General features: G+C 60.7%; 20 protein-coding genes. 13 read left to right on the plus strand and 7 right to left on the minus strand.

What is annotated here, in order from left to right:
* The first annotated feature begins 46 nt into the window (after window positions 1-46).
* Genes K0O24_RS15400 through K0O24_RS15435 form a run of 8 tightly spaced genes read left to right on the plus strand, consistent with a single transcriptional unit; the run spans window position 47 to window position 9888 of the window.
* Window positions 47-1261 (plus strand): aromatic ring-hydroxylating oxygenase subunit alpha, encoded by a 1215-nt coding sequence (locus tag K0O24_RS15400; protein ID WP_219893572.1) that lies wholly within the window; start codon window positions 47-49, stop codon window positions 1259-1261.
* Complete coding sequence (locus K0O24_RS15405; RefSeq protein ID WP_219893573.1) at window positions 1254-2513, plus strand: cystathionine gamma-synthase family protein; 1260 nt, start codon at window positions 1254-1256, stop codon at window positions 2511-2513. The genes K0O24_RS15400 and K0O24_RS15405 overlap by 8 nt, the downstream gene beginning before the upstream one ends.
* A complete protein-coding gene (locus K0O24_RS15410) occupies window positions 2510-3979 on the plus strand; it encodes an NAD(P)/FAD-dependent oxidoreductase (RefSeq protein ID WP_219893574.1) in 1470 nt (489 codons plus the stop codon). Before K0O24_RS15405 ends, K0O24_RS15410 begins: the two co-directional genes overlap by 4 nt.
* Entirely contained in the window at window positions 3976-5100 is a 1125-nt protein-coding gene (locus K0O24_RS15415) for an NAD(P)/FAD-dependent oxidoreductase (RefSeq protein WP_219893575.1), read from the plus strand. The genes K0O24_RS15410 and K0O24_RS15415 overlap by 4 nt, the downstream gene beginning before the upstream one ends.
* Window positions 5100-6356, plus strand: coding sequence for a sarcosine oxidase subunit beta family protein (locus tag K0O24_RS15420; protein WP_219893576.1), 1257 nt, complete (start codon window positions 5100-5102; stop codon window positions 6354-6356). The genes K0O24_RS15415 and K0O24_RS15420 overlap by 1 nt, the downstream gene beginning before the upstream one ends.
* A gap of 13 nt (window positions 6357-6369) precedes the next feature.
* The gene (locus K0O24_RS15425) at window positions 6370-6633 is read left to right on the plus strand and encodes a sarcosine oxidase subunit delta (protein WP_219893577.1); all 264 of its coding nucleotides are present in this window, start codon (window positions 6370-6372) and stop codon (window positions 6631-6633) included.
* A complete protein-coding gene (locus tag K0O24_RS15430) occupies window positions 6630-9410 on the plus strand; it encodes a 2Fe-2S iron-sulfur cluster-binding protein (protein ID WP_219893578.1) in 2781 nt (926 codons plus the stop codon). The genes K0O24_RS15425 and K0O24_RS15430 overlap by 4 nt, the downstream gene beginning before the upstream one ends.
* Entirely contained in the window at window positions 9403-9888 is a 486-nt protein-coding gene (locus K0O24_RS15435; RefSeq protein WP_219893579.1) for an aminomethyltransferase family protein, read from the plus strand. Before K0O24_RS15430 ends, K0O24_RS15435 begins: the two co-directional genes overlap by 8 nt.
* A 3-nt stretch (window positions 9889-9891) precedes the next feature.
* Here K0O24_RS15435 and K0O24_RS15440 read toward each other — a convergent pair whose 3' ends face one another.
* The 6 genes from K0O24_RS15440 to K0O24_RS15465 are packed head-to-tail and all read right to left on the minus strand — an operon-like array spanning window position 9892 to window position 17289.
* A complete protein-coding gene (locus K0O24_RS15440; protein ID WP_219893580.1) occupies window positions 9892-10521 on the minus strand; it encodes an isochorismatase family protein in 630 nt (209 codons plus the stop codon).
* On the minus strand, window positions 10521-11714 hold the full coding sequence (locus K0O24_RS15445; protein ID WP_219893581.1) for a CaiB/BaiF CoA transferase family protein: 1194 nt from the start codon (window positions 11712-11714) through the stop codon (window positions 10521-10523). Before K0O24_RS15445 ends, K0O24_RS15440 begins: the two co-directional genes overlap by 1 nt.
* Before the next feature lies 1 nt (window position 11715).
* Window positions 11716-13590 (minus strand): hydantoinase B/oxoprolinase family protein, encoded by a 1875-nt coding sequence (locus K0O24_RS15450; protein WP_219893582.1) that lies wholly within the window; start codon window positions 13588-13590, stop codon window positions 11716-11718.
* 12 nt (window positions 13591-13602) lie between these two features.
* The gene (locus tag K0O24_RS15455) at window positions 13603-15651 is read right to left on the minus strand and encodes a hydantoinase/oxoprolinase family protein (protein WP_219893583.1); all 2049 of its coding nucleotides are present in this window, start codon (window positions 15649-15651) and stop codon (window positions 13603-13605) included.
* A 14-nt stretch (window positions 15652-15665) separates the two neighbouring features.
* Window positions 15666-16574, minus strand: coding sequence for a hydroxymethylglutaryl-CoA lyase (locus tag K0O24_RS15460; RefSeq protein ID WP_219893584.1), 909 nt, complete (start codon window positions 16572-16574; stop codon window positions 15666-15668).
* A gap of 40 nt (window positions 16575-16614) precedes the next feature.
* Entirely contained in the window at window positions 16615-17289 is a 675-nt protein-coding gene (locus tag K0O24_RS15465; protein WP_219893585.1) for a GntR family transcriptional regulator, read from the minus strand.
* An 84-nt stretch (window positions 17290-17373) separates the two neighbouring features.
* Between K0O24_RS15465 and K0O24_RS15470 the strand changes: the two genes are divergently transcribed.
* The 4 genes from K0O24_RS15470 to K0O24_RS15485 are packed head-to-tail and all read left to right on the plus strand — an operon-like array spanning window position 17374 to window position 21505.
* Window positions 17374-18126: an aspartate/glutamate racemase family protein gene (locus tag K0O24_RS15470; RefSeq protein WP_219893586.1), complete on the plus strand. Its 753-nt coding sequence runs from the start codon at window positions 17374-17376 to the stop codon at window positions 18124-18126.
* Window positions 18123-18560, plus strand: a complete 438-nt coding sequence (locus tag K0O24_RS15475; protein ID WP_246611049.1) for a nuclear transport factor 2 family protein — start codon at window positions 18123-18125, stop codon at window positions 18558-18560. The genes K0O24_RS15470 and K0O24_RS15475 overlap by 4 nt, the downstream gene beginning before the upstream one ends.
* Complete coding sequence (locus K0O24_RS15480) at window positions 18560-18958, plus strand: nuclear transport factor 2 family protein (protein ID WP_219893587.1); 399 nt, start codon at window positions 18560-18562, stop codon at window positions 18956-18958. The genes K0O24_RS15475 and K0O24_RS15480 overlap by 1 nt, the downstream gene beginning before the upstream one ends.
* 24 nt (window positions 18959-18982) lie before the next feature.
* Window positions 18983-21505 carry a TonB-dependent receptor gene (locus K0O24_RS15485; protein ID WP_219893588.1) on the plus strand — a complete coding sequence of 841 codons (2523 nt, stop codon included), beginning with the start codon at window positions 18983-18985 and terminating at the stop codon, window positions 21503-21505.
* 74 nt (window positions 21506-21579) lie between these two features.
* On the opposite strand, the gene K0O24_RS15490 is transcribed toward K0O24_RS15485, so the two are convergent.
* Window positions 21580-22338, minus strand: coding sequence for an SDR family oxidoreductase (locus K0O24_RS15490; RefSeq protein ID WP_219893589.1), 759 nt, complete (start codon window positions 22336-22338; stop codon window positions 21580-21582).
* An 80-nt stretch (window positions 22339-22418) separates the two neighbouring features.
* Between K0O24_RS15490 and K0O24_RS15495 the strand changes: the two genes are divergently transcribed.
* Window positions 22419-23798 carry an aromatic ring-hydroxylating oxygenase subunit alpha gene (locus K0O24_RS15495; RefSeq protein ID WP_246611050.1) on the plus strand — a complete coding sequence of 460 codons (1380 nt, stop codon included), beginning with the start codon at window positions 22419-22421 and terminating at the stop codon, window positions 23796-23798.
* Window positions 23799-23976 lie beyond the last annotated feature (178 nt).

Here is a 23976-nt window from a genome sequence, read left to right on the forward strand (position 1 = left end):
TCCTTCGAGCCAGTCAAATGTTCAGCAACGCATGAAGGACCATGAAATGACCGAGCCCGATTTTCGGCATTTTAATGCCCTTTTGAACCAGCGCAAAGCCGGCCACACCTTGCCGCAGGCCCTGTACACGGATGCACCGTCATTCACCTTCGACCAGCGGGCGATTTTTGGCCGCAGCTGGCTGATGGCTGGGATGGAATGCGAACTACCCAAGGCCGGCAGTTACATGTCCATGATGGTGGGCGAGTGGCCTGTCCTCATCACGCGCGACCAGACAGGGACCATACGCGCCTTTCACAATAGCTGTCGCCATCGCGGCTCGATCATCTGCCAGCCCGGACATGGAACGGCGCCAAAGCTGGTCTGCCCCTATCATCGCTGGACGTATGACCTGGACGGCAGCCTGTTTGCCGCAAGCCGCATGCCGGCTGACTTCGACAAGGCATCGCATGGCCTGAAGCCCATTTCGCTGCGGACGGTGGCGGGCGCAATCTTCATCTGCCTTGCCAATGAGCCGCCCCCCTTTGACGACTTTGGGACCCGCTTCGCAGACTATGCCGGCCCGCTCGGCTTTTCGAACATGAAACTGGCCGCAACCGACCTCATGATCGAGCAGGCGAATTGGAAGCTCGTCATGGAGAATGCCCGCGAATGCTATCATTGCGCGACGGGACACCCGGAGCTGGCCAGGACGTTTCCGGTCGGATTTGCCGGCCATTTCGACTTTGGTTCGGAAAATCGGGCAAAGGCCTTTATCGACCGGATGGAATCGATGGGCCTGCCCTATCAGGCGGCCGAGGGCGAGTGGTGGCAGATTGCGAGATTCGGGCTGAACGAAGGCGCACAATCGATCAGCATGAATGGCGACCATCTTGTGAAAAAGCTGCTGGTCGACAGCTATGGCGGTGACATCGGGTCGCTCCGCTGGGCCATCGATCCCCACCTGTTTGCCCATGCGACTGCCGATCACGTCTTCGTGTTCAGCTGCATGCCGGTTTCGGCGACGGAAACGCATGTCCTGAGCAAATGGTTCGTTCACAAGGATGCCGTCGAAGGCGTCGATTATGATGTGCCAACGATGAAGGAACTCTGGCTCAAGACGAACCAGCAAGACCGCGAACTCGCTGAGAACAATCAGCGCGGCATCAACAGCCCCGGCTATACACCGGGGCCCTATTCCAAGGAGGCGGAGGTCCTGGCCCAGCGATTTACCGACTGGTATTGCGCGCAAGCCAAGGCCTATGTTGCGGCCCATGTCTGACGATCCGAAATTGAAATTCCGGCCTGAGACCCTGGCCGTGGCACATGGCTATGATCCCGAATTCGGGATGTGGGCAGCGAAGCCGCCCATCTTCATGACCTCGACCTTCGTCTATCCATCGGCCCAGCATGCCAAGGACGTGCATGAAGCCTTTTTTGACGGCACCGGCCCTCTCAAGGGGACCACAAACCACATCTATGCCCGGCTCGGGCACCCGGGCCTCGACTTTCTCGAAAAACGCCTGGCTGCCATGGATGGCGCAGAAGCCGCGGCGGCCTTTTCAAGCGGAATGGCCGCGCATTCCGCAATTGCGCTGGCCTTCATGCGCCCTGGAGACAGCATGCTCCACGGGCGCCCGATCTATGGCGGCGTTGACATGCTGTACAATCAGATCCTCTCCGATTTCGGCACGCACAGCGAAGCCTATCTCGACGGGACGGATGAAGCGGACGTTCGGCGCGCCGCGGACGCTGCAATGGCAAAAGGGCCTGTCAAGCTGATCGTGGCGGAAACGCCTGCCAATCCCACGGCCGCGATCGTGGATCTGGCCTTGATGGTCCGGATGGCCGACGAGATTGGCGCGAAACAGGGCCACAGGCCGCTGGTCGTCACGGACAACACCTTGCTTGGCCCCTTCGCGCAGCGCCCGTTCGAATGGGGCGTCGATCTCAACATGACCTCGTTGACCAAATACTGCGGCGGCCACAGCGACCTCTTGGCCGGTGGTGTGAGTGGCCGGGCGGAACTCATCGAAAAGTTGCGGTTCCAGCGCGTGATCTGGGGAAGCCATCTGGATCCCTTCACTTCGTGGCTGCTGTTGCGCTCGATAGAATCCGTCGCCGTCCGCACGGAACGGGCCATGGAAAATGCGCGGGCCGTTGCCGAATGGCTGCGCGATCACCCGAAGGTCGCAGGCGTGACCTATCTGGGCTTTCTGCCGGAAGGGTCGGTCCGGCGCGCGGTCTTTGATCGCCAATGCACGGCCGCGGGCTCGACCTTTTCATTTCATCTGCATGGTGGCGAAGCGGAAGCCTTCCGATTGCTTGACCGGCTGCAACTGATGAAGCTTGCCGTGAGCCTCGGCGGCTCGGAAACGCTCATCTGTCATTCCGCGACGACGACGCATTATGCGGTGCCACGCGAGAAGCGGCTTGAAGGTGGCATTACAGACGGCACAATCCGCCTCTCGGTGGGCCTTGAGCACAAGGATGACCTGATCGCGGACCTCGCGCAGGCAATGGAGGCGGTATGACCGTTACGGCCACGGAACGAAAAGTCGATCCCCACGCGATCGACGGCAAATTCCCGGCTCCGGAGACACGCTATGACCTTGTTGTCGTCGGCGCAGGCCGCAGTGGCATTGCAGCGGCACTGGATGCCGCCCGCTCGGGCCAATCTGTCCTCCTTGTTGATGAAAATCCCGTTCCGGGCGCGCACATCGGCAATGACGTGCCCCTGTGGTTCGGCGGTCGCGCAACGACAGCGGTGCAGAACAGCGAACGCATGGTCGAGACCCTGTTCATGAATACGCCCGGGCTGGAGGACGCGATTGAGGCTGGCGTCGAACTGCTGCTCGGCACCTGCGCCTGGGGCGTCTATCGCAATGGCCCGCTGGTCGGCAGCTTGCCGGATCAGGTTGTCGGCCTTGCCGATGGATCGCGGTCGTGGCTGGTGGGATTCGAGAAACTGGTGCTCGCGACGGGAGCGCGGGACCTGCCAATGGCATTCCCGGGCTGGAACCAGCCGGGCGTCATGGGTGCGGCCGCCCTGCGCATGCTGCTGACGCGCTATGCCGCCTTTGCGGGCGAGCGGCTGGTGATAGCGGGGTCGCATGATCTTGGGCTGGAAACGGCTCTCCTCGCCCATGAAAAGGGCCTGACTGTTGCGGCCATTCTTGAAGTGCGGGACACGCCACAAGGCAGTGCCGCACTGATTGCGCAGGCAGACGCTGCGGGCATTCTGATCCGCTGCGGTGTTCACCCACTTGAAGCAAGCGGCGGACTCGACGGTGTGACGGCGGTGCAACTCTCCGACGGCGAGACACTGGCATGCGATACGATTGTTCTGGCCATTGGGCTGGTGCCGATGATCGAGCTTCAGGACGCCGTCGGCGCTGCGCGGACCTATGATCCGAGGCGGGGGGGCCACATTGCGTTGGGCGACGGCGCAATCTCGGCCATCGGCAAATGCGCTGGCCTCGAGGATACGGGCTTCGACCATGCGGCCTATCGCCGCGACTGGCTGGATGCGCTGGGCGGGGCATGCAATGGCGAAACGATCATCTGCCAGTGCGAAGAGGTTACCCTGTCCGACCTTCTGAACGTGCAGCCGCCGCGCTATCTTGATCGGCCCCCGGCGATGGGCAAACGCTCGCTCAAGACATTGCTGGCCGACGGTCCCGTCAATCAGGACCAGATCAAGCGGCTGACCCGGGCCGGCATGGGTATCTGTCAGGGTCGGCGCTGCCGCGATCAGGTCGCCATGATGCTCGCCTTGGAATCCGGCACCGAACTGGCTGAACTTCCCCTTGCCACGCACCGCGCACCGGTCAGGCCATTGCCACTCAAGATCATTGCAGACTGGGATGAAAGCGAAGGCATGCGTTCAGGGTGGGACGTCTGGATGGGAATACCGACGCAATGGGTTCCCTATGCTGACATCGGCACGCCGTTCGAAGAGGAAAACCGGCGTGTCCTTGGCGGGAACATGAAACTGTGAGCGCGCAGCGGGTCGTCATCGTCGGTGGCGGGGTCACCGGCCTGAGCGCAGCCTGGTGGCTGGCGCGGTCGGGCGTGGACGTGACTGTCCTCGACAAGGGCATTGTCGGCTGGGAAGCGTCCGGTCGTAATGGCGGCGGGTGTTCACATTACCAGAGCCCGCTTTTTGTCGAAGAACAGCGCCTGTGGCCGCAAATGGACGAACTGCTGGGCTATCCGACGGAGCATTCCAAAGAACGTATCGTCATGGCGGTCACGGCGCGGCAGCTTGAGCAGTATCAATACATCGCCGGCATGTGCAATCGGCTGGGATACCGGGTTGACCTGCTGGACGCACAACAGGTGCGTGAAGCCGTTCCGCTTGCCGGGGACAATTGTGTCGGCGGCATTCACTATCGTTTCGGGGGTCATGCCAACCCCCACCGCACGGTTCAGGCTTATGCCTGGGCCATTCAGGATCTCGGCGGGCGCATCATCCAGCATGCGCCGGCAACCGGCTTTCGCCGCTCGGGGGGCAAAGTAACGGCAGTCGAAAGTGCCCGGGGCGTTCACGAATGTGATGCTGTCGTGATTGCCGCAGGCCCGCAGATGAGCAGCCTTCTTGCGAAGCTGGACATTGCAATGCCGCTCGCTGCCGCCCGCGCGGAAATGATCGTCACCGAACCTGCGCCGATGATGAAACTGGGCGGAGTTGACGGCAATGGACTCTATGGTCGGCAGACGCTGCGCGGCAATCTGGCCTATGGTGGCGGCCCGCACGAGTGGGTCGAATTTGGCGAAACCGGGCCGCATGCCCGTCCCTCCACGCCGCTTGCGCGCAACCTTTCCCGCAGGCTTGCAGAACTGTTCCCGAATGCCAGCCATCTGAACGTGATCCGGTCATGGGCCGGTGTGATCGAGATGACGCCGGATGGAAGGCCGATCCTGGATCGGCGCGAGAACGTGACGATGGCAACCATGTCCGGCGTCGGATTCGGGCTCTCACCCGCCTCCGGCCATGCCGTGCGGGATCTGGTGATCGACGGCGCATGCAGCTTTACCGACATCGACAAGCTGGCACTCGACCGCTTTGCCGGCATTGAGCCTGATTGGCGCGAAGCTCGGGGTTGGCTCCCGCTTTGATGGGGCGCTATTCGGCCTTCAGCCTGTTGCGCGGTGCGTTCAATGGTCAAAGCCATTGGCAGCCAGCCTGGCGTGACCCGGAACCGAAGAAGACCTATGACATCATCGTGATCGGCGGCGGCGGTCATGGTCTTGCAACTGCCTATTACCTTGCGACCGTGCATGGCCTGCGCAACGTCGCCGTTCTTGAAAAGGGCTATATCGGCGGCGGCAATACCGGCCGCAACACCACGCTCGTCCGCTCGAACTATCGGCTGAAACCGCTGCACGACTTTTTCGAATTCGGCCTGAAGATGTGGGAGCATCTTTCGGACGAACTCAATTACAATGTGATGTTCAGCCCCCGGGGGGCCATGTTCCTGGGCCATTCCGATTCCGACATGATCAGGCTTGCGGAGCGCGGCGATGCGATGCGTTGCAGCGGGATCGATGCCGAACTGCTGACGCGCGATCAGGTCGCAAAGATCGAGCCCTTGCTCGACATGTCTCGTGATGCACGCTTTCCGATTGTCGGCGGACTGACCCAGCGACGGGGCGGCACAGCCCGCCACGATGCGGTTGCCTGGGGCTATGCCCGCGGCGCCGACAGACAAGGTGTGGACATTATCCAGAAGTGCCAGGTCACAGGCTTCATCCGTCAGGGCGATGCGGTCATTGGCGTCGAAACAACGCGCGGGCCCATCGGCGCAGGGCGCGTCGGCATCTGCGTTGCCGGGCACAGCGGCCATGTCGCGGCCATGGCAGGCCTGAAGCTGCCCATTGAATCCCAGACGCTGCAAGCGCTCGTCACCGAAGGCGTGAAGCCCATGGTCCAGAGCGTCGTCATGTCCCAGTCGCTCCATTGCTACATCAGCCAGTCGGACAAAGGCGGCATCGTTATGGGCGGCGATCCAGACAATTGGCCCAGCTACGCCCAGCGTGGCAACCCGATGATTACCGAGGGTGCGATTGCGCAGGCCATTGCATTGATTCCCGCACTGTCGCGCCTGCGCATGCTGCGCACATGGTCCGGTGTCACGGACATGAGCTTCGATGGCTCCCCGATCATCGGGAAAACGCCCGTGCCCAACCTCTTTCTGAACGGCGGCTGGTGCTATGGCGGGTTCAAGGGAACGCCTGCATCGGGATACACCTTTGCGCATACGCTGGCAGAAGGTGAGCCGCATCCCCTGAATGCGCCGTTCGATCTCGACCGCTTCCGGCGTGGCGACACGATCGACGAAAATGGGGTCGGCCCGATGCCGAACCATCGATAGGGGGACAGCAGAGATGATGCTCATCCCCTGCCCGCACTGTGGCCCCCGCGCTCAGGCCGAGTTTGTGTATGAACGCACGCTCGATTCCGTCGTGGCCCTAGATGCCGGGGCGGACGATGCGATGAACAGCCTTTTCACCCGTACAAATCCGCGCGGCGTGGATGAAGAACTCTGGCGCCACACCTATGGCTGCCGGGCGTGGATGGCTGTGCGCCGTCACCGGGTTACGCATGAAATCGAGTCGGTTCAGCCGGTCGGGCCGGAAGCCTTGCCATGACCGGGCCTTCGCGTTCGCCAGATGGCGCGACGATCAACTTCACATTCGACGGACGGCCCCTGAAGGCGCGGGCCGGCGACACTCTGGCCGCTGCATTGCTTGCGAACGGCATTGGCCTTGTTGGCCGCAGCTTCAAATATCATCGCCCCCGCGGCATCATGACAGCGGGCATTGAGGAGCCCAATGCCCTTGTCACTGTCGGCGAAGGCGGGCGGGCAGAACCCAACACGCGGGCAACTGATGTGTTTGTCTATGAAGGTCTGGTCGCCCGCAGCCAGAACCGCTGGCCATCGCTGAGCTTTGATCTGGGCGCCGTCTTCGGATTGTTTTCCAAGGCGTTGCCCGCTGGTTTCTACTACAAGACCTTCTTTGGTCCGGCAAAGCTCTGGCTGGTCTATGAATGGTTCATCCGCAGGGCCGCCGGGCTCGGGAACGCGCCACAGGAAGCGGATCCCGATCGCTACTCCCAGCGAGCGGCCTTTTGCGATGTGCTGGTTGTGGGCGGCGGTCCGGCCGGGCTGCAGGCAGCGGTGGATGCGGCTGACGCGGGCAAGCGCGTCATTCTGGTTGAGCAGGATGCAGAGCTTGGCGGCTCCCTGCTGCGCGACCCGCACGATCTGGGGCCGGACTGGACCTCAACCATGGCCGCGCGCATTCGTGATGCCGGCGGGACGATCCTCATGCGGACGACGGCATCAGGCTATTGGGAACATGACCTCGTTACCCTCGTGCAGCGGATCACGGAGCCGGGTCAGGTGCCGACCGACGGAACTGCACAGCGCCTTTGGCATGTGCGCGCAGGCAAGGTCATCCTCGCGACCGGCTGCATCGAGCGCCCGATTGCCTTTGCCCATAATGATCGCCCCGGCGTGATGCTGTCACAGGCGGTGCGGACCTATGTCCGCCGCTTTGGCGTCCTGCCCGGCAAGCGCGTTGTCATCGCGACAAACAATGACGACGCCTATCTGACGGCACAGACCCTGAGCGATGCCGGAGCAGAGGTCGTTGCGATACTCGATGCCCGCAGCGCGCTCAGCGCCACTGCATCGGAGGCCCAGGGCCGATTCACGGTGCACACCAATGCCGTGCCCAAGGCAGCAACAGGCGGCATGCACCAGCTCAAGTCCGTGAAGGCCACAGTGTCGGCGCAAGATGTGTCCTATGATGCAGACCTTCTTGCTGTTTCGGGCGGCTTCACGCCCGTCACGCATCTTCACATGCAAGCTGGCGGCACGCTGGACTTTTCGGACGAGGCACAGGCCTTTGTCGCCGCGGAATGCCGGCAGAATGTCGAAACCATCGGCTCTGCCGCCAACCCGCCCGCGGCCTTGCCGCTCGCGCTGCATGGCGATCCCAAGACAAGCTTCGTCGATTTCCAGAATGATGTGAGCATTGCCGATATCGATCTGGCATGGGCCGAGGGATACCGGTCCGTCGAACATCTGAAGCGCTATACCACGCTCGGCATGGCGACCGATCAGGGCAAGACAAGCAACATGGCCGCCCTGGCCCGGCTTGCGGAGCGGCAGCATGCGTCAATCCCGGACGCGGGCCTGACGACCTTCCGCCCACCCTATACGCCCGTCACCATGGGCCTGCTCGCCGGGCGCAATCATCGCGATGCCGGGGCGCATGTGCGCAGGCTCGCGCTCTGGAACCAACATCAGGCCGCAAAGCCGATCTGGCAGCCTGCCGGATACTGGATGCGTCCCCGCGCCTTTCCACGAAATGGCGAGGATCTCGCGACGTCGGCCCGACGGGAAGCGCAGACAGTGCGCAGCGCGGTCGGGATGACGGACGTCTCCTCCCTCGCAAAATTCGAGGTCAGTGGCCCCGATGCGGCAAAATTTCTGGAGATGATCTGCGCAACCAGTGTTGCAAAGCTTGCCATTGGCCGCGGTCGTTATACCTTCATGCTCCGCGAAGACGGTCTGGTCTTCGATGATGGCACAGTCTGGCGGCTGGACGAAAACCGCTATCTCCTGACCAGTTCAACGGGCGGTGCGGATCGGATGGCGACGCACATTTCCTATGTCCGGCAGGTCTTGCATCCGGAGTTGCGCGTTTCTGCCGTCAATGTGCAGGAACATTATGCCGGGATCGCTGTCGCGGGCCCGCTGGCGAAAGCTGCCCTGTCGGCAATGATCGGCACCGAACCGCCCCGCCACATGTCCCTGGCATCCGCCACCTTGGCGGGCGTGCCTGTCCTCCTCCTTGGGGCAAGCTACAGCGGGGAACGCGCTTTTGAAATCTATGTCGAAGCAACGCATGGCGCGCCCGTGTGGGCGGCATGCGAAACCGCATTGGCCGAACGCGGCGGCTGCACCTACGGCCTCGAAGCGATGGAAATTCTGCGCATTGAAAAGGGACACGTCGTGGTCAGCGGTGAAGTGGACGGCCGCCTGAGCCCCCATGATCTTGGACTTGCCGGCATGCTCAACAAGGCTGGCGGATATGTGGGAGAGGCAGGACTGTCCCGGCCCGCACTTGCAGCACCCGGCCGCCTGCAGCTGGTTGGGCTGGAATCGCTGGGCGGGCCAATCCCCGAAGGTTCAATGCTCACCCTGGAAAAGGGTGTCGGCGCTCAAGGCCATGTGACGGCGGCCGCCTATCGCGTCATGTCGGGCGATCCGATCGCGCTGGCCTTGCTCACAGACGGACGGTCACGCACAGGCGAGGAACTCATCGCCTCATCGCCCACACGGAATCAATATGTGCGCGTGCGCGTCACGGCGCCCCATTTCTATGATCCTGCCGGGGAACGCTATCGTGATTGACGTGACGATCTCCACCCTCCCCCCTGCCCCGCTCCATGCCCTTGAAATCTGGAGCAATGCGCAGGCCGTGGCCAAGCGATTTCAAAAGGCGGCTGGCTTCGACTTGCCGCCCATGGGTCAATCAGCAGGCAATGCGGCAATTCAGCTCATCCGTTTTGAACCAACCGTCTGGCTGGTCGAGGGAGATGTGACGGGGCTTGAGTCTGTCCTTGGCGACGATGGGGCGCTGACCGCGATCGGGGGTGGCATCGTCCGCGTTGCCATGTCTGGCGCGGGCTGGCGCCGTCTGCTGATGGAAGGCGGCGTCTTCGATGCCGAAGATCCGGCATTCGGACCCGGACGCAGCGCGGCAACGATCATCGATCATGTGAATGTCCGTCTGCATGTGACGGGCGAAGCTCAGTGCACTGCCTATGTGCCGTCCAGTTACGCGCATGACCTGATCGAATTCTGGAACGCTGCGACCAGCCTGGCGTGATCGCTATGCGGCGGTGCTCCGCGCGAGCAGGCCAAGTGCATCGGCTTCGCTGATCACTTCGGCATATTTGGCCTGCAGATCGAACAGATTGGCATCATGCGGTGCGGGATGCCGATCGCCGCACGCCTCACGCACGACGAAGGGGGCGAAGCCATATTGCAAGGCATCGAGCGTCGTTGCCCGGACGCAGCCGGACGTGGAAAGCCCGGTAATGAGCAGCGTGTCGATGCCCATCTCATGCAGGATCCTGTCCAGCCCGGTGCCGAAGAATGCCGATGCATATTGCTTGGATATGACACGCTCGCCATCTGCGGGTTGCAGCTCCTTCGGAAAGTCTCCCAGCGGAGAACCTGCATCGAAGGCCTTCAGGGCCGGGATCTTCTTGTAGAACAATCCGCCATTCGCCCCGCCCGGCTCATAGACCACATTGGTGAAAATGACCGGGACGTGACTGGCGCGCGCCGCCGCGACAAGCCGGACATTGCTGGCAAGGGCCGATTCAACGCCCGCATAGAGCGGAGACTCCGGCACCAGATAGGCCATGACGAAATCGACGACGAGAAGGGCCGGATGGCTGCCGAATGCAAGGGTTCCGTTGAACGTCCCCGCATAATTTGCAGCCGCATCATTCATCAGATCGCGCCCGCTGCCTGCAGCTCTTCGATCTCTTTCGGCGTCAGGCCCAGCAAGCCGCCGTAGACATCGGCATTATGCTGACCGACTTTCGACGGCGCTGGTGTCCGGATCGAGCTGGGCGTTTCAGACAGACGTGGCACCACATTCTGCATCTTGAGTTTGCCAAAACGCTCCGTCTCGACCTCGACAATCGCCTCTCGTGCCTGGAAATGCGGATCTGCAAACATTTCCGGAGCGCGATAGACCTTGCCCGCGGGCACGGAGTGCTGGATCATCAAGGCTTCGACCTCGGCAATCGTATGCTGCGCCGTCCAGCGATTGATGAGGGCATCAAGCTCGATCTGGTTTTCGCCGCGCGCAATGTGCGTTGCATAGCGCGGGTCCTTCGCCAGTTCGGGCTGACCCATCGCCTGGGCAAGGCGGGCAAAGATCGCATCGCCATTGCCGCCAATCATGAATTCGCCGTCGCTGCACATGTAGACGTTGGACGGCGCAATCCCTTTGAGGAAGGAGCCGGACCGTTCCCGGATGATGCCCATCCTGTCATATTCGGGAATGACGCTTTCCATCACCTGCAGAACCGCTTCATAGAGCGCAGTGTCAACGACCTGGCCCTTGCCTGTCCGTTCCCGAACATGAAGGGCCGCCAACACGCCCATGCAGCCGTAGGTTGCCGTCAGCGAGTCGCCGATGGAAATGCCCATCCGGCTTGGCGGGCGATCCGGTTCACCGACAATATAGCGCCATCCGCCCATCGCCTCGCCGATGCCGCCATAGCCTGCGCGGTCTGAATAGGGACCGGTCTGCCCGTATCCGGACATGCGCGCAATGATGAGGCGCGGATTGATTGCGTGCAGCGCGTCCGGACCAAGGCCCCATTTTTCGAGCGTGCCTGGCTTGAAGTTTTCAATAAGGACATCGGCATGCGCAACAAGCTTGCGGACAAGGTCCTGTCCTTCGGGGATGCGAAGGTTGGCGGACACAGACTTCTTGTTGCGGGCAATGACCTCCCAATTGACCTTGTCCTTGCCGTCGCCCCACAGGCGCATCGGATCGCCCGCGCCCGGCGGCTCCACCTTGATGACATCCGCGCCCATATCCCCCAGCAATTGTCCGCAGAACGGCCCGGCCAGAAGCTGGCCGAGTTCAACCACGCGAATATCGCTCAATGCGCCAGAATTCTCGCCCATGTTATTCTGCCGCCTCTGCCATCGCCCAGACGGGCTGTACGGGTGCTGCCAGTCCTGTCTCGGCCTCGCAGGCCGAGCGCAATGCCTCGACCCCCGGACCATAATCGAACAGCGGCAATGCCCCACGACCGGCGCGCATGCTGGCCCGAAGCGCATCCGTCGCGGCCTGATCGATCTCGCCATTGTCATTGGCAATCACGCCATAGGCCTTTGCACCTTCACTGGTGACCAGACCCTGCGTGATTTCCTTGCCGACGAGGGCCGGGTCGCGATCAAGTGGATCGCCCCATCCACCGCCGCCCCAGGTGATGAAATGCAGCTGGTCGCCTTTGGCAACGCTGACATCCTCGACCTTGTTGCCAACGATCTCACGACTGCCGTCGGCCCGTTCGAGAATCTTCCGTGCACGCTTGCCCGGCAGTCCTCCATTCACGCCCCAGGGCGGAACGAACCAGCGATCGTCATGGATCGAAATCGTGCCATCGGCGAGGAAGCGATAGGTCATGTGAATCCCGTTGCCACCCCGGTGGAGGCCAGCACCGCCACTGTCCGGCTCCGTCTCGTACCGTTCGATCATCAGCGGGAAATAGCGCTCCAGAAACTCGTTCGGCACGTTGGTAAAGCCCGGCCAGAGCGAATGCCCGTCCGGCCCATCGCCCAGCGGTCTGCCGGGAATGCCACCAAAGCCGATCTGGAAGAGCTGGAACCAGTCTCCCTTGGCATCATTGCCCGAATAGAACAGGTGAGGCGATGACGAAAAGCCGGCTGCATTGAGGAATTCGGGGGTCTTCTGGCCCAGAAGACCGCCCAGAATATCGAAAATGCGGCCCAGGGCGTGCGTCCGTCCGGAGAGTGCCGCCGGGAACTTCGGCTTGAGCAGAGACCCTTCCGGAATACGCACATCGATCAGGTCGTAGAAGCCGTCATTGAACAGGATCTGCGGATCGAAGACCATGATCATGTAGATGCCGAAGAACATCTTGAACATGTTCTCGTTCAGGAAGAAGTTGATCGACGCCTGGCTCTGCGGGTCTGTTCCTGCGAAATCGAGGATGACCTTTTCGCCCTCGCGCCACATCGTGCACTTGATGCGATACGGGCCATAACCCATCCCGTCGTCACAGATATAATCCTCGAAACTGACCGGCTCTTCGGCGACAGCCATCGCAATAAGGGATTTCATCGCGCGATGATTGCGCGCCAGAAGCTCCTGAGTGGCCGAGACATAGACGTCATCGCCGAATCGTTCGGCCATTTCGATCACGCGCCGGGCGGCAACGCGGCAGGACGCGATCAAGGCATTGAGGTCCGCCTGGCACCAGTCCGGCTTGCGCGTCTGGTGCATGACAAGCTTCATCAGGTCCGCATTATATTCGCCTTTTTTCCATATCTTGACCGGTGGAATGCGCACGCCTTCTTCAAAGATCGAGCGGGCGTTGATGGGCATCGAACCGACAACCTTGCCGCCAATGTCGGACTGGTGGCCGAACATCGAAGTATAGGCGATCAGCCTCCCGTCTTTGAACACCGGCAACAGGACGAGCCAGTCGTTCGAATGGCTGACGGCCCCTGCGCAACTATAGGGGTCGGACAGGAAGATCATGTCTCCGTCCTCAAGCGTCCCGTCGAAATTATCGAGGAACCCGCCGATAAAACTACCGAACTGGCCGACGATCATCCGCCCGAGATGGTCCGCGATCAGCGGGAAGGCATCGCCCTGCTCGCGAATGCCGGGCGACATGGCGGTGCGCACAAGTGTGGCATCCATTTCGATGCGCGCATTGCGCAGGGCGTTTTCGACAATGTCGAGCGTAACAGGATCAATATCGATCTTGCGGAACGGCGTCTGGTTCGTGGCGACAATGGTTGCGGGCATGTACGTTGCTCCTCAAGCCGGGTTGATCAGGATGTTGCCCACTGCATCGACTGTCGCGACGCAGCCGGATTCGATCAATGTGGTCGAATCCATTTCAATGACGATGGCAGGGCCTGGTATGCGATCACCCTGTCGGAGTTTTTCCCGATCATAGATCACCGCGGCTTGCTCGCGCCCGTCCATCCAGAGCGTATGATCGCGCATCTTTGCGGCAATGGGGTTGCCATCGCCCTTGGGCAGCTCGGCTGCGGGCAAATCCAGCGACTGCCCCAGGGCGACAGCGCGCAGGTTCACGATTTCGTGGGGCGTGTCCATGTTGAAGGTGAAGAGTCTCAGATGCTCCTCATCAAATCGCTTGAGCAGGCCGGCGATCCCGTCGTTCCTGAGCACATCCGAACTGATAACCAACGGAACTTCAAAGGCTTGCCCTGCATAGCGGACATCCACTTCGAAGACACATTCGATCTCGCTGTCGGGCACACCGTCTGAACGGAGCTCGGCTCGTGTTTGCAACGCCATCTCGTCAAGGATGGCAATCAGTTCCTCGGCCTTTGTCTCGGTCGCAAGCCGCGACAGCGATCGCGCGGTTTCAGTGCGCATCCGGGTCGTCGCATCACCCAGCGCGCAGAGCACCCCCGGCGAGACCGGCGAGATCGCCGGCCAGCTTCCCATGAGCCGCGCCACCGCATTCACATGCAAGGGTCCGGCGCCACCAAAGCCCATCAGCGCAAAATGCCGCGGGTCATAGCCCTGCTGGACTGAAATCATGCGCAAGGCCCCGAACATATTCTCGTTGACGATGTCGATGATGCCCCGCGCGGCAGCCATCAGGTCGATCCTGAGGGCATCGGCGATCGTCTGGACTGCACGCTTCGCGCCTTCGCGATCAAGCTTGAAGCTGCCGCCGAGCAGATTTTCTGGAAGGTAGCCGAGGACAACATTGGCATCGGTCACCGTGGGCGCCTCGCCCCCCTTGCCATAGGCGACCGGACCGGGAACCGCACCGGCCGACTGCGGTCCGACCCGCAAGGCGCCGGTCAGTTCCGGCACATAGGCGATCGATCCGCCGCCAGCACCAACGGTCTTCACGTCGAGCGAAGATGCCCGAACGGACAGATGGCCGACCTCCGTCGTCCGCACGCGGCGCGGTTCGAGATTCTCGATCAGCGCCACGTCGGTTGACGTCCCGCCCACATCGAGAGTCAGGATGTTCTTGAGGCCCGCATTTTTTGCGACCCAAAGGGCCCCCGTCACGCCACCTGCCGGGCCGGACATCAGGATGTTGACCGGATGTTCTTCCGCTTTCTGTGCCGACATCAGGCCGCCATCCGATCGCAGCAGCGACAGCTTGCCGGCCATGCCGCTGATTGCCAGCTTGTCCCTGAGGCTCCGGACGTAGCGCCCGACAACCGGACGGACAGCGGCATTGGCAACGGTCGTCAGTGTCCGCTCATATTCCTGCATTTCCGGCAGAACCTCATGGCTCAGGGACACAGGCACATCCTGGATCATGTCCCGCGCCATTTCCCCGATCCGCTTTTCATGCGCGCCATTGGCATAGGCATTGATGAGCGAAACGGTAATGGCCTCCACGCCCTGTGCCTTCAGTTGCGTCAGGGCGGTCCGCACACTGTCTTCGTCAAGCGGGCGGACTTCCTCGCCAGCCGCGTTCATGCGGCCCTTGACCGTGACTGTGTCCTCCAGCGCTGCCAGGGGCTGCGGTTTGGGCCAGATGATCCAGGCCGCCAGACCCCCGGGCACATAGCTCCGGGCGATCTGCATGATGTGACGATAGCCTTCTGTCGTGATGAGGCCGACGCGCGCGCCCTTCCCTTCCAGAACAGCGTTGGTGGCGACGGTCGTTCCGTGGAGAAAGAACTCGATATCCTTCGCCGCAACGCCCGCTTCGTCACAAATGGCGTTCACGCCATTGAGGATACCTTCGGAGCTGTCATGCGGAGTCGACGGCGTCTTGTGCCGCCAGAAGGCGCCTGTTTCGACATTGAAGAGAAGCAGGTCCGTGAACGTGCCTCCAACGTCAACACCCAGTCGATAACCCATACCTTTTCTCTCCCTCAGGCCGCCGCAGGGAATGCGGGTGCTTGCGCAACCATTCCTGGCAGTTTTCGCCCCATGACACCCGCGAGCCAGTGGCTCGCATCAACCAGTTTTTCCAGATCCATGCCCGTAGCAATGCCTGCGCGTTCAAGCATGTAGACAACGTCTTCGCTTGGCACATTGCCAGCCGCGCCGGGTGCAAAAGGGCAGCCGCCAAGGCCGCCGAGCGATGCATCGACCACCGTTGCGCCAGCCTCCACAGCCGCCCAGACATTGGCGAGGCCCGTGTTTCGGGTATTGTGAAAATGCACCCGGACCGGAAGCGGCGAAATGGCCTCCCGAACGCGCGTCACAAGACTGCGGACATGGGCAGGATTGGCGACCCCGATCGTGTCTGCAAGGGCAACCTCGACCGGCCCCGCCTCTGCGAGCCTTCGGGCCATCGCAACCACAACATCCTCTTGCACTTCGCCCTCGAACGGACAGCCAAAGGACGCCCCGATCGTGACCTGCCCCGTCAGGCCGGCCTCCTTTGCCATGGCAATGATCTCGCACGCAGCATCGACCGAGCCATCGCGCGTCTGCCCCTGATTGGCCATGGCAAACCGGTCCGTGGCAACAGCGACTGCGCCCAGCTGGTTGATCCGGCCCGTTGCAATCGCACGCTCGGCGCCGCGTCCATTCATCACCAGACCGATAAAGGTGACATCCTGGCGGTCGGGAAGGCCTGCACAGACGTCTTCCGCATCGGCAAGCTGCGGCACCTTCTTCGGGTTCACGAAACTCGTGACTTCAATGCGGCGTGCGCCGGCACCGATCGCGCGGGTGATCAGTTCGAGCTTGTCGGCCGTGGCAATCGGAGTCGACTCGTTCTGCAGCCCGTCGCGCGGGCCGACTTCGACAAATTCGATGCGTGTTGCCGTCATGACTGTCTCATTGCCTCAATTGTATACAAAATCAACCCGGCTATTCTGCTGCCTCTGCAATTGCCGTGACGACATCGCCGCGATGGGCATCCGCATAGCTATGGAAAGCGCGGCGAATATGTCCCGTCATGACTGACGCAGCCCAGACGTCGTCGCGACGCGCAAAGGCCGTGAGCAATTCCTCATGCTCCCGCCAGGATCGCATCAGGTTTTCATGATCATAATGCTGCGCTGTTCGCCAGACGACGGGCTGTTCGACGATCCTCGACAGCAGGCTTTCCAGCTTCTCCGAAGCCGCTGCCTCGACAATGATCGCGTGAAAGCGCCGGTTATGCTCGAGGAATGCCGTGACGTCCGGCTGCGTCCGGTCAATTGCCAAGCGAAGCCCTTCATTCTCTGCCCTGAGGTCGTTCAGTTGCTTCGCAGAAATGCGCCGTGCGGCCCGTGACGCGGCATGGCCTTCAAGCATCCCGCGCAGCGTGAAGGCATCTTCAAGATCCTCCAGCGACCAGTCTGCCACAAAGGTCCGTTGCGATTCGCTCTTCTTGATGAACAGGTCCGCTTCGAGCCTGCGCAAGGCATCGCGAACCGGCGTCCTCGAAACGCCGCAGATTTCGGCAAGATGCTCCTCCCCAATCTGCGCGCCGGGCTCAAGGCGGCCTGAGAGAATCATGTTCCTGATCTGCTCATAGGCACGATCGGAGGCACGGGACATGGATCATTCCTTTCAAGGCTTGACCTTTGTGGTTTGTATACAATAGAAGTTTCATAAAGCAACGTCACACAGGGCTCAGGGGCAATGGCTCGCGAACATCGCATCAAGGTGATAGTGCCCATTCCGATGGATGCCGCTGGCGTCGCCAATCGCGCCTCGCAATTGCCTGCGAGTGTCATTTCCCCCGGATTCAAGCCCGAATTTGCCGCCGTGGGCTGGGGCGCCGCGCTTGGCGACAGCTATCATGACATGCTTCTGATGGACTGGACGGTGTTTCAGGCCGGTATCGAGGCGGAAGCAGAAGGCTATTCGGCAGTCGTCATCGATACCGTCAGTGATTCCGGTTTGCGCGCCTTGCGGTCGCGCCTGTCCATCCCGGTGCTTGGCCCCGGAGAATGCGCGTTCCATCTCGCGATGACGCTGGGCAAGAAATTCACGATCCTGACGATGTGGGATGAATGGTTCCCCCTGTATGAAAAGACACTCACGGAATATGGCTTCTGGCCAAGGTGCGCGTCCTTGCGGTCGATCAAGACACGGCCCGATCTTGCGGAACTGCTCGCCGGCAAGGAAGACGTCATCTTTGCCAAGCTGAAGCGCGAAGCCGAGCTGGCGATTGCGGAGGATGGCGCCGACGTCATTGTTCTGGGTTCTACCACCATGCACCAATCGGCAAGCTGGCTTGCCGAGAATTTGCCGGTGCCAGTCATCAATCCCGGCCTGATTGCCTACAAGCAGGCCGAGCTGCTGGTCCAGCTCGGGATCAGCCACAGCAAGATTGCTTTCCCGAATCCGGGCGTTGCCAATGATGCGGGCATCAAGAAAGGAAGCGCATGATGACAGCCTGGAGCGAAGGCGGTGCCGGACAGGAGGCGCTCCCTTACCCCTATTACATCGATATCGTCACGAAGCGCTATTTCGACGGCGTCGACAACAAGGACATGCAAAAGGTTCTTGATTGCTTCACCGAAGATGCAGTCCTGACGGAAGTGACATCCAACACGGTCCACACCGGTCGCGATGTCGGCATCAAGGCCATGTTTGCAAAGCTGTTCGCCGATTTTTCCTCTATCTGGCATGGCAATTTCGTGCACACCGCCGATCCGCAGTCCAATGCCGTCTGTTCGCAGTTCACAGTGCTGATCACGCCCAACGGTGGTGACGAACTGCGCTATGAAAACTGCAACCGCTTCTACCTGAAGGGCGACAAGTTCCATCGCGTCTATGTGTACATGAGCGGAGACAATCTGCTGAAGGAGGGGGACGCCTGATGCAATATGAACCCGGCCTCACGCGCGATCAGCTCATCGAACTCGCGACCAGGACCTATTTCGGCAATGTCGACGCCAAGAATCTGGATGGCGCGCTGGCCTGCTTCAATGACGAAGCGCTGTTCTGTGTGCAGACGGCATTTACCCGGCATGCAGGCAAGGCCGAAATCAAGCGGATGTTCGAAGATTTCTTCGGCGCCTATGCCAAGATCGTCCACAAGGATTTCACGTGCACGGTCGATGAAAAGAACGGCCGCATTACAGCCAGTTTCGAAGCTGTCCTGACGGGCCATGACGGCAAGGTCACACAGCTGTTCAACACGAATTTCTGGCGCATTCGCGATGGCAAGTTTCAGGAAGTGTATGTCTATTTCAGCGGGGAAAACGTCCTCGTCTAACAAATCCGGTCAGGGAGACAAAAAATGAAAACCACAAAGATAATCTTGATGAGTTCAATAGCAGCGCTTGCTGTAACCTCCGTTCCCGCCTTGGCGCAGACCGCCGAAACGGAAGGCTCGGGCGAAGAAATCATCGTCACCGCGCGGCGCCAGTCGGAACGACTGATCGATGTTCCCGCGTCCGTGTCCGTGATCACAGCCCAGGCTCTGGCCGATACGGGCGCGAAGAACGCACAGGATTTTACCGCGCTGACGCCGGGCGTCACGATCGTGACGGGTACGGCTGAAGCCGGTGACACGCAGATCAACATTCGCGGTATCAACGGCGCGCGCGACGCGGAAAGCTCCGTTGCCCTTGTCGTCGATGGCATCCTCAAGACCAATACGGCGCAGCTGAACCAGAACCAGGGCACATTGCGCCAGATCGAAATCCTGAAAGGTCCGCAGGGCGCTATCTATGGTCGCAACGCAGCGGCCGGCGCCATCGTGATCTCGACACTGAAGCCCGGCGATCATCTGGAAGCCGGTGTGACGGCAAGCTATGCCAATGAAAAGACGATCGAAACAAGCGCCTATGTCGCGACGCCCGTGGGAGACAATGCCGGCATCGTGCTGTCAGGCTATTATCGCACGACCGATGGCTTCTATCGCAATATCCTGCTGAACAAGAAGGTCGTGGACGATCAGGAAGTCGGCAGTGTCGATGGCCGCTTCGTGGCCAACCTCGGCGATGCAACCCAGCTGGACGTCAAGGCACGCTATGCGAAGCTGTCAGGCGCTTCGATCAACTTCAACGCCGCGTTCCACCTTCCCAATTTCGCGGCAGCCAATCCGGCCTTCAATGAGGACGTCGATGATCATCCGTTCCGTTACTACAGCAACATCCGTCCGACCAACGATCAGAAGAGCTTCGATGCCTCCATCAAGCTCGACCATGATTTCGGTTCGACCAAGCTGACGACCTGGGCGCTTTATTCAAACGTCAAGCAGAGCCTGACGGCTGACGGCACATCGGCGGATTTCGCGCGTTACATTGCCCCCGCTCTCGGTGCCCCTACGAACCCGACCAACCTCGCCGTGCAGGCAGCCTGCTTTGCTTCAACCGCGGCCAATACCGGCTTCCCGGTCAATGCACCGGGCTTCATCGGCGCAATCCCTGTTCCCTTCATCTTTGCTCCGGCAACGGGCTCGACCTTTGGCCCGTATAGCCCGACAACCTGCGACGGCACCCAGTATCAGGTGCGCAACCAGAAGGACTTCAGCGGCGAAATCCGTCTGGCCTCGAACGGCAACGGCCCATTGTCATGGCAGATTGGTGCTTATTATCTCAACATCAGCCGCTTTGTGGGCGTCAGCCTCGGTGCCGACCTGGGTCAGGGCCTGATCAAGGAGCTCTATAACGCGCCGGGAACCGCCAACCCGACGTCACAGCTCTATGCCGACCGGTTCAAGACCAATGTCTATGCCGGATTTGGGTCGATCGACTATGCGCCATCGTCCAAGTTCAAGGCAGGCCTGGCGCTGCGCTATGATATTGAGGACCGCTCGGTTTCAAATCGGGTGCCCAATGTTCTCGACCCGATCACCGGTGCCAAGATCAACCCCGGCTTGCCGGCGACAGGCAGCATTCCTGACCAGTCCAAGGCGTTCAAGCAGCTGGAACCAAAGGTCACGATCAGCTTCCGCCCGGACCAGCACACCAATATCTATGCCAACTGGGGCATTGGGTTCAAAGCTGGCGGCTTCAACAATTCCGGCTCATCGGCAACGGTGAACAACAATTTCAACATCCCTGAAATTGGGGCCGGCGTTGTGGTCAACGATCAGTTCCGCAAGGAACGTTCAAGCGCGTTCGAAGCCGGCATCAAGGGTTCGCTGTTCGACAACCACCTGACCTTTGACCTTGCGGGCTATTACACCCGCGTCACCGACATGCAGTTCTTCGAATTCTTCGTTGGCAGCTTCGGCCTGCTGCGCGTCGTTTCGAACATCGACAAGGTTGACGTGAAGGGTGTCGAACTCAACGCCACGGCCCGGATCGTCGAAGGCGTCTCCCTGTTCGGTTCGGTCAACGTCACGGACAGCGAGATCAAAAAGAATGCGTCGCGTCCCTATACCGTGGGCAACAAGTCACCCTACACCGCCGATTACACGATCAACGTCGGCGGCCAGGTCGAGGTGCCGTTCACGGACAGCCTCAAGTTCAAGGTACGCGGTGACTATCGCGTCACTGGTCCGACCTATTTCCACACTGTCCAGGACCAGACCCGGCCGACCTTGTTCAGCCAGCTCCTGCCCATCTCTGCACTTGGTCTCCCGGCCTTTGTCGGGAACGCGAACTATAGCGTGGCAAAGCGCAATGCCTTTGGTGTCATGAATCTGCGCGCCGGTATCGAGGGCAACAACTGGCACATCACGGCGTTCGCCAACAACCTGTTCGACAAGAAGTATATCAACGAAGCGATCCCGGCGATCGAGTTCGGCGGTTCCTTCATCTCGCCGGGCGCACGTCGCCTCGCAGGCGTCGAAGTCGGATACAAGTTCTGACACAAAAAAGGTGCCACTTGCCTGCGATGGCAAGTGGCACCCTGTGTTTCTCCAAACCGGAAAATCAGAAGTTCTCAGCGCTCCGGACGGGCAAACAGTCCGTTGTCGATCGGGATTTCGACACCGGTCAGAAAGCGTGACTCGTCAGAGGCAAAATAAAGGACCGCGTTCGCCACATCTTTCGGCGCACCCAGTGCATCCTTTGGCAGAACACCTTCCGGAACAACCGCTTCCTGCCCTGCCCGGCCGCTGACGGCCTGAACCATCGGCGTTTCGATGCCGCCTGGCATCAGCACATTGCAGCGGATCGGATAGCCCTTGTCCTGGCAATGCATGGCGATCGATTTGGTCATCGCCCGGATTGCGCCTTTGGCAGCGGTATAGGCAATGATCGCGCCATAGCCGAGCAGCGATGCCGTCGACGCCATGTTGATGATCGACGCGGCTTCGGATCGTTTCAGCAGCGGCATCGCATATTTGCAGCCGAAGAATGTGCCTTCAACGTGAATGGCCATCTGGAGCCGGAAGTTTTCGGTCGAACAGTCTTCGATGCTCTCGAAAATAACGTTGCCGGCATTGTTGACGAGAATATCGAGCCGGCCGTGGCGGGCTTCGATATGGTCGATGACGCGCTTCCACTGATCCTCGAAGCGGACGTCATGCTGGAGGGCCTCGCCGCCAATCGCATCGGCAACGGCCTGCGCCTTTGCAATGTCGATGTCGGTCACGATGACCTTTGCGCCTTCTTCGGCAAGGCGAATGCAATCGGCCTTGCCCAGCCCCATTGCTCCGCCCGTCACTAATGCAACCTTGCCTTGAACCCGACCTGCCACGATGCTCTCCCTCTCTGAATTCCAAACACATGACGTCTATCGAAGCACAAATCCGGCCCATACTGTCGAAAGGAAGAGGCGTGCCTACCAATTTTGGCAAGCGCAGCCTTGCTGCCCCGTGCTACTCTATGGTGCCTTGGGAGATCATGATGGACGCCCGCGAAGTTGCTATGTTGAAGGCCATGATGGAATGGGAAGGGCGCCGCACCGCTCCCCCGCACGGCTTCCCTTCACTGCCCGACATGCCTGCGGGGCGCTACACCAGTCCCGAATATTTTGCGCTGGAGCGCGAGCATATTTTCCGGAAAAGCTGGCTCTTTGCCGGTCATATTGACGAAATCCCGGAACCTGGATGCCACGTCCGCTGGGAGAATGCGGGCGAGCCCCTGATCATCGTGCACGGCATGGATGGCGTAGTTCGCGCCTTCTACAACACCTGCCGCCATCGCGGCGCGCCAGTCGTGACGGCCGAACGCGGCAAGTCGTCCCGTCTCATGTGTGCTTATCATCATTGGACCTACAAGACGGACGGCAGTCTGGCCGGCATTCCCGAACAGCGCGACTTCATCGACTTCGATCCCAGCTGCCGCGGGTTGATCGCGGTGCGCTGCGAGATGTTTGGCAATTGCATATTCATCAACTTCGATGACGAGGCGATGTCGCTTCTCGACTGGCTCGGGCCGCTGGCGGACGAGTGGGCCGAATTCGGGTTTGACCGTGTGCGCCTCGCCGCGCGCCACAGTTTCGAACTCAAGTGCAACTGGAAAGTCGCGATGGAAGCGAACATGGAAGTCTACCATGTTCCCTTCATCCATCCCAACACAGTGGCGCCGCTCGTTGATTCAAGGCGCAATTTCAACAGCTTCTATGCCAATGGCCATGCGCGGATGCTGGCCCCGGCGCCACCGACGACGGATCGGGAGCATGTCCGTGCGATCGAAAGTCCGCCGGAGTGGAAATCGATCGACACGGTCGGAGAACTCGGCCGCACCTGCACGCAAAGCTATACCCTGTTCCCGAACTGGGTTTCGCCGCTGTCCAATTTCTTTGTTCCGCCGCTGATCTTCTGGCCGACCTCGCTCACGACAACTCGGCTTGAGCTCATCACCATGGCACTGGACTGGGGCGAAGGCCCTGTCCCAGACCTGTGGACTGTGCCGGATGCGACCAGCCCGAATGGCCGCCAAATGAGCCCGATCATCCTTGAAGACACGCAATTCGGCGAAGCGATCCAGAAATCCATGGCAAGCCGCGCGTTCAAGAGCGTGCCCCTTAGCTACCAGGAAGCGCGCATTTACAGTTTCCATCAACAGTGCGACCGGATGATCGGCATCGAGAATGTCCCGCCTGCCCTGCGCGTTGAACAGGTACTCGGCACCGAATGGCGCGCGCCGACCGATCCGCGCGTCGCGCAGATGCACAGCGAAACCAGTGCATCGGCACAACAATTGGCATCCTGAGGCTTCCGTTACGGAAACAAAGCCCAGACGCCGCCATGTGTCATTTCCGCCACACTTCGCCCAGTCCCTATCGCTTTTGCTAAATGAGAAAGCGCAGCAGGCCTCATAGGATTGGTAAGCGTTAAATATGGTCACGCCTGAAGCAGATCAATGCAGGTGGACCTCCAGCGTGTAACTA

The organism is Aquisediminimonas profunda (assembly GCF_019443285.1).
Lineage (GTDB): Bacteria > Pseudomonadota > Alphaproteobacteria > Sphingomonadales > Sphingomonadaceae > Aquisediminimonas > Aquisediminimonas profunda.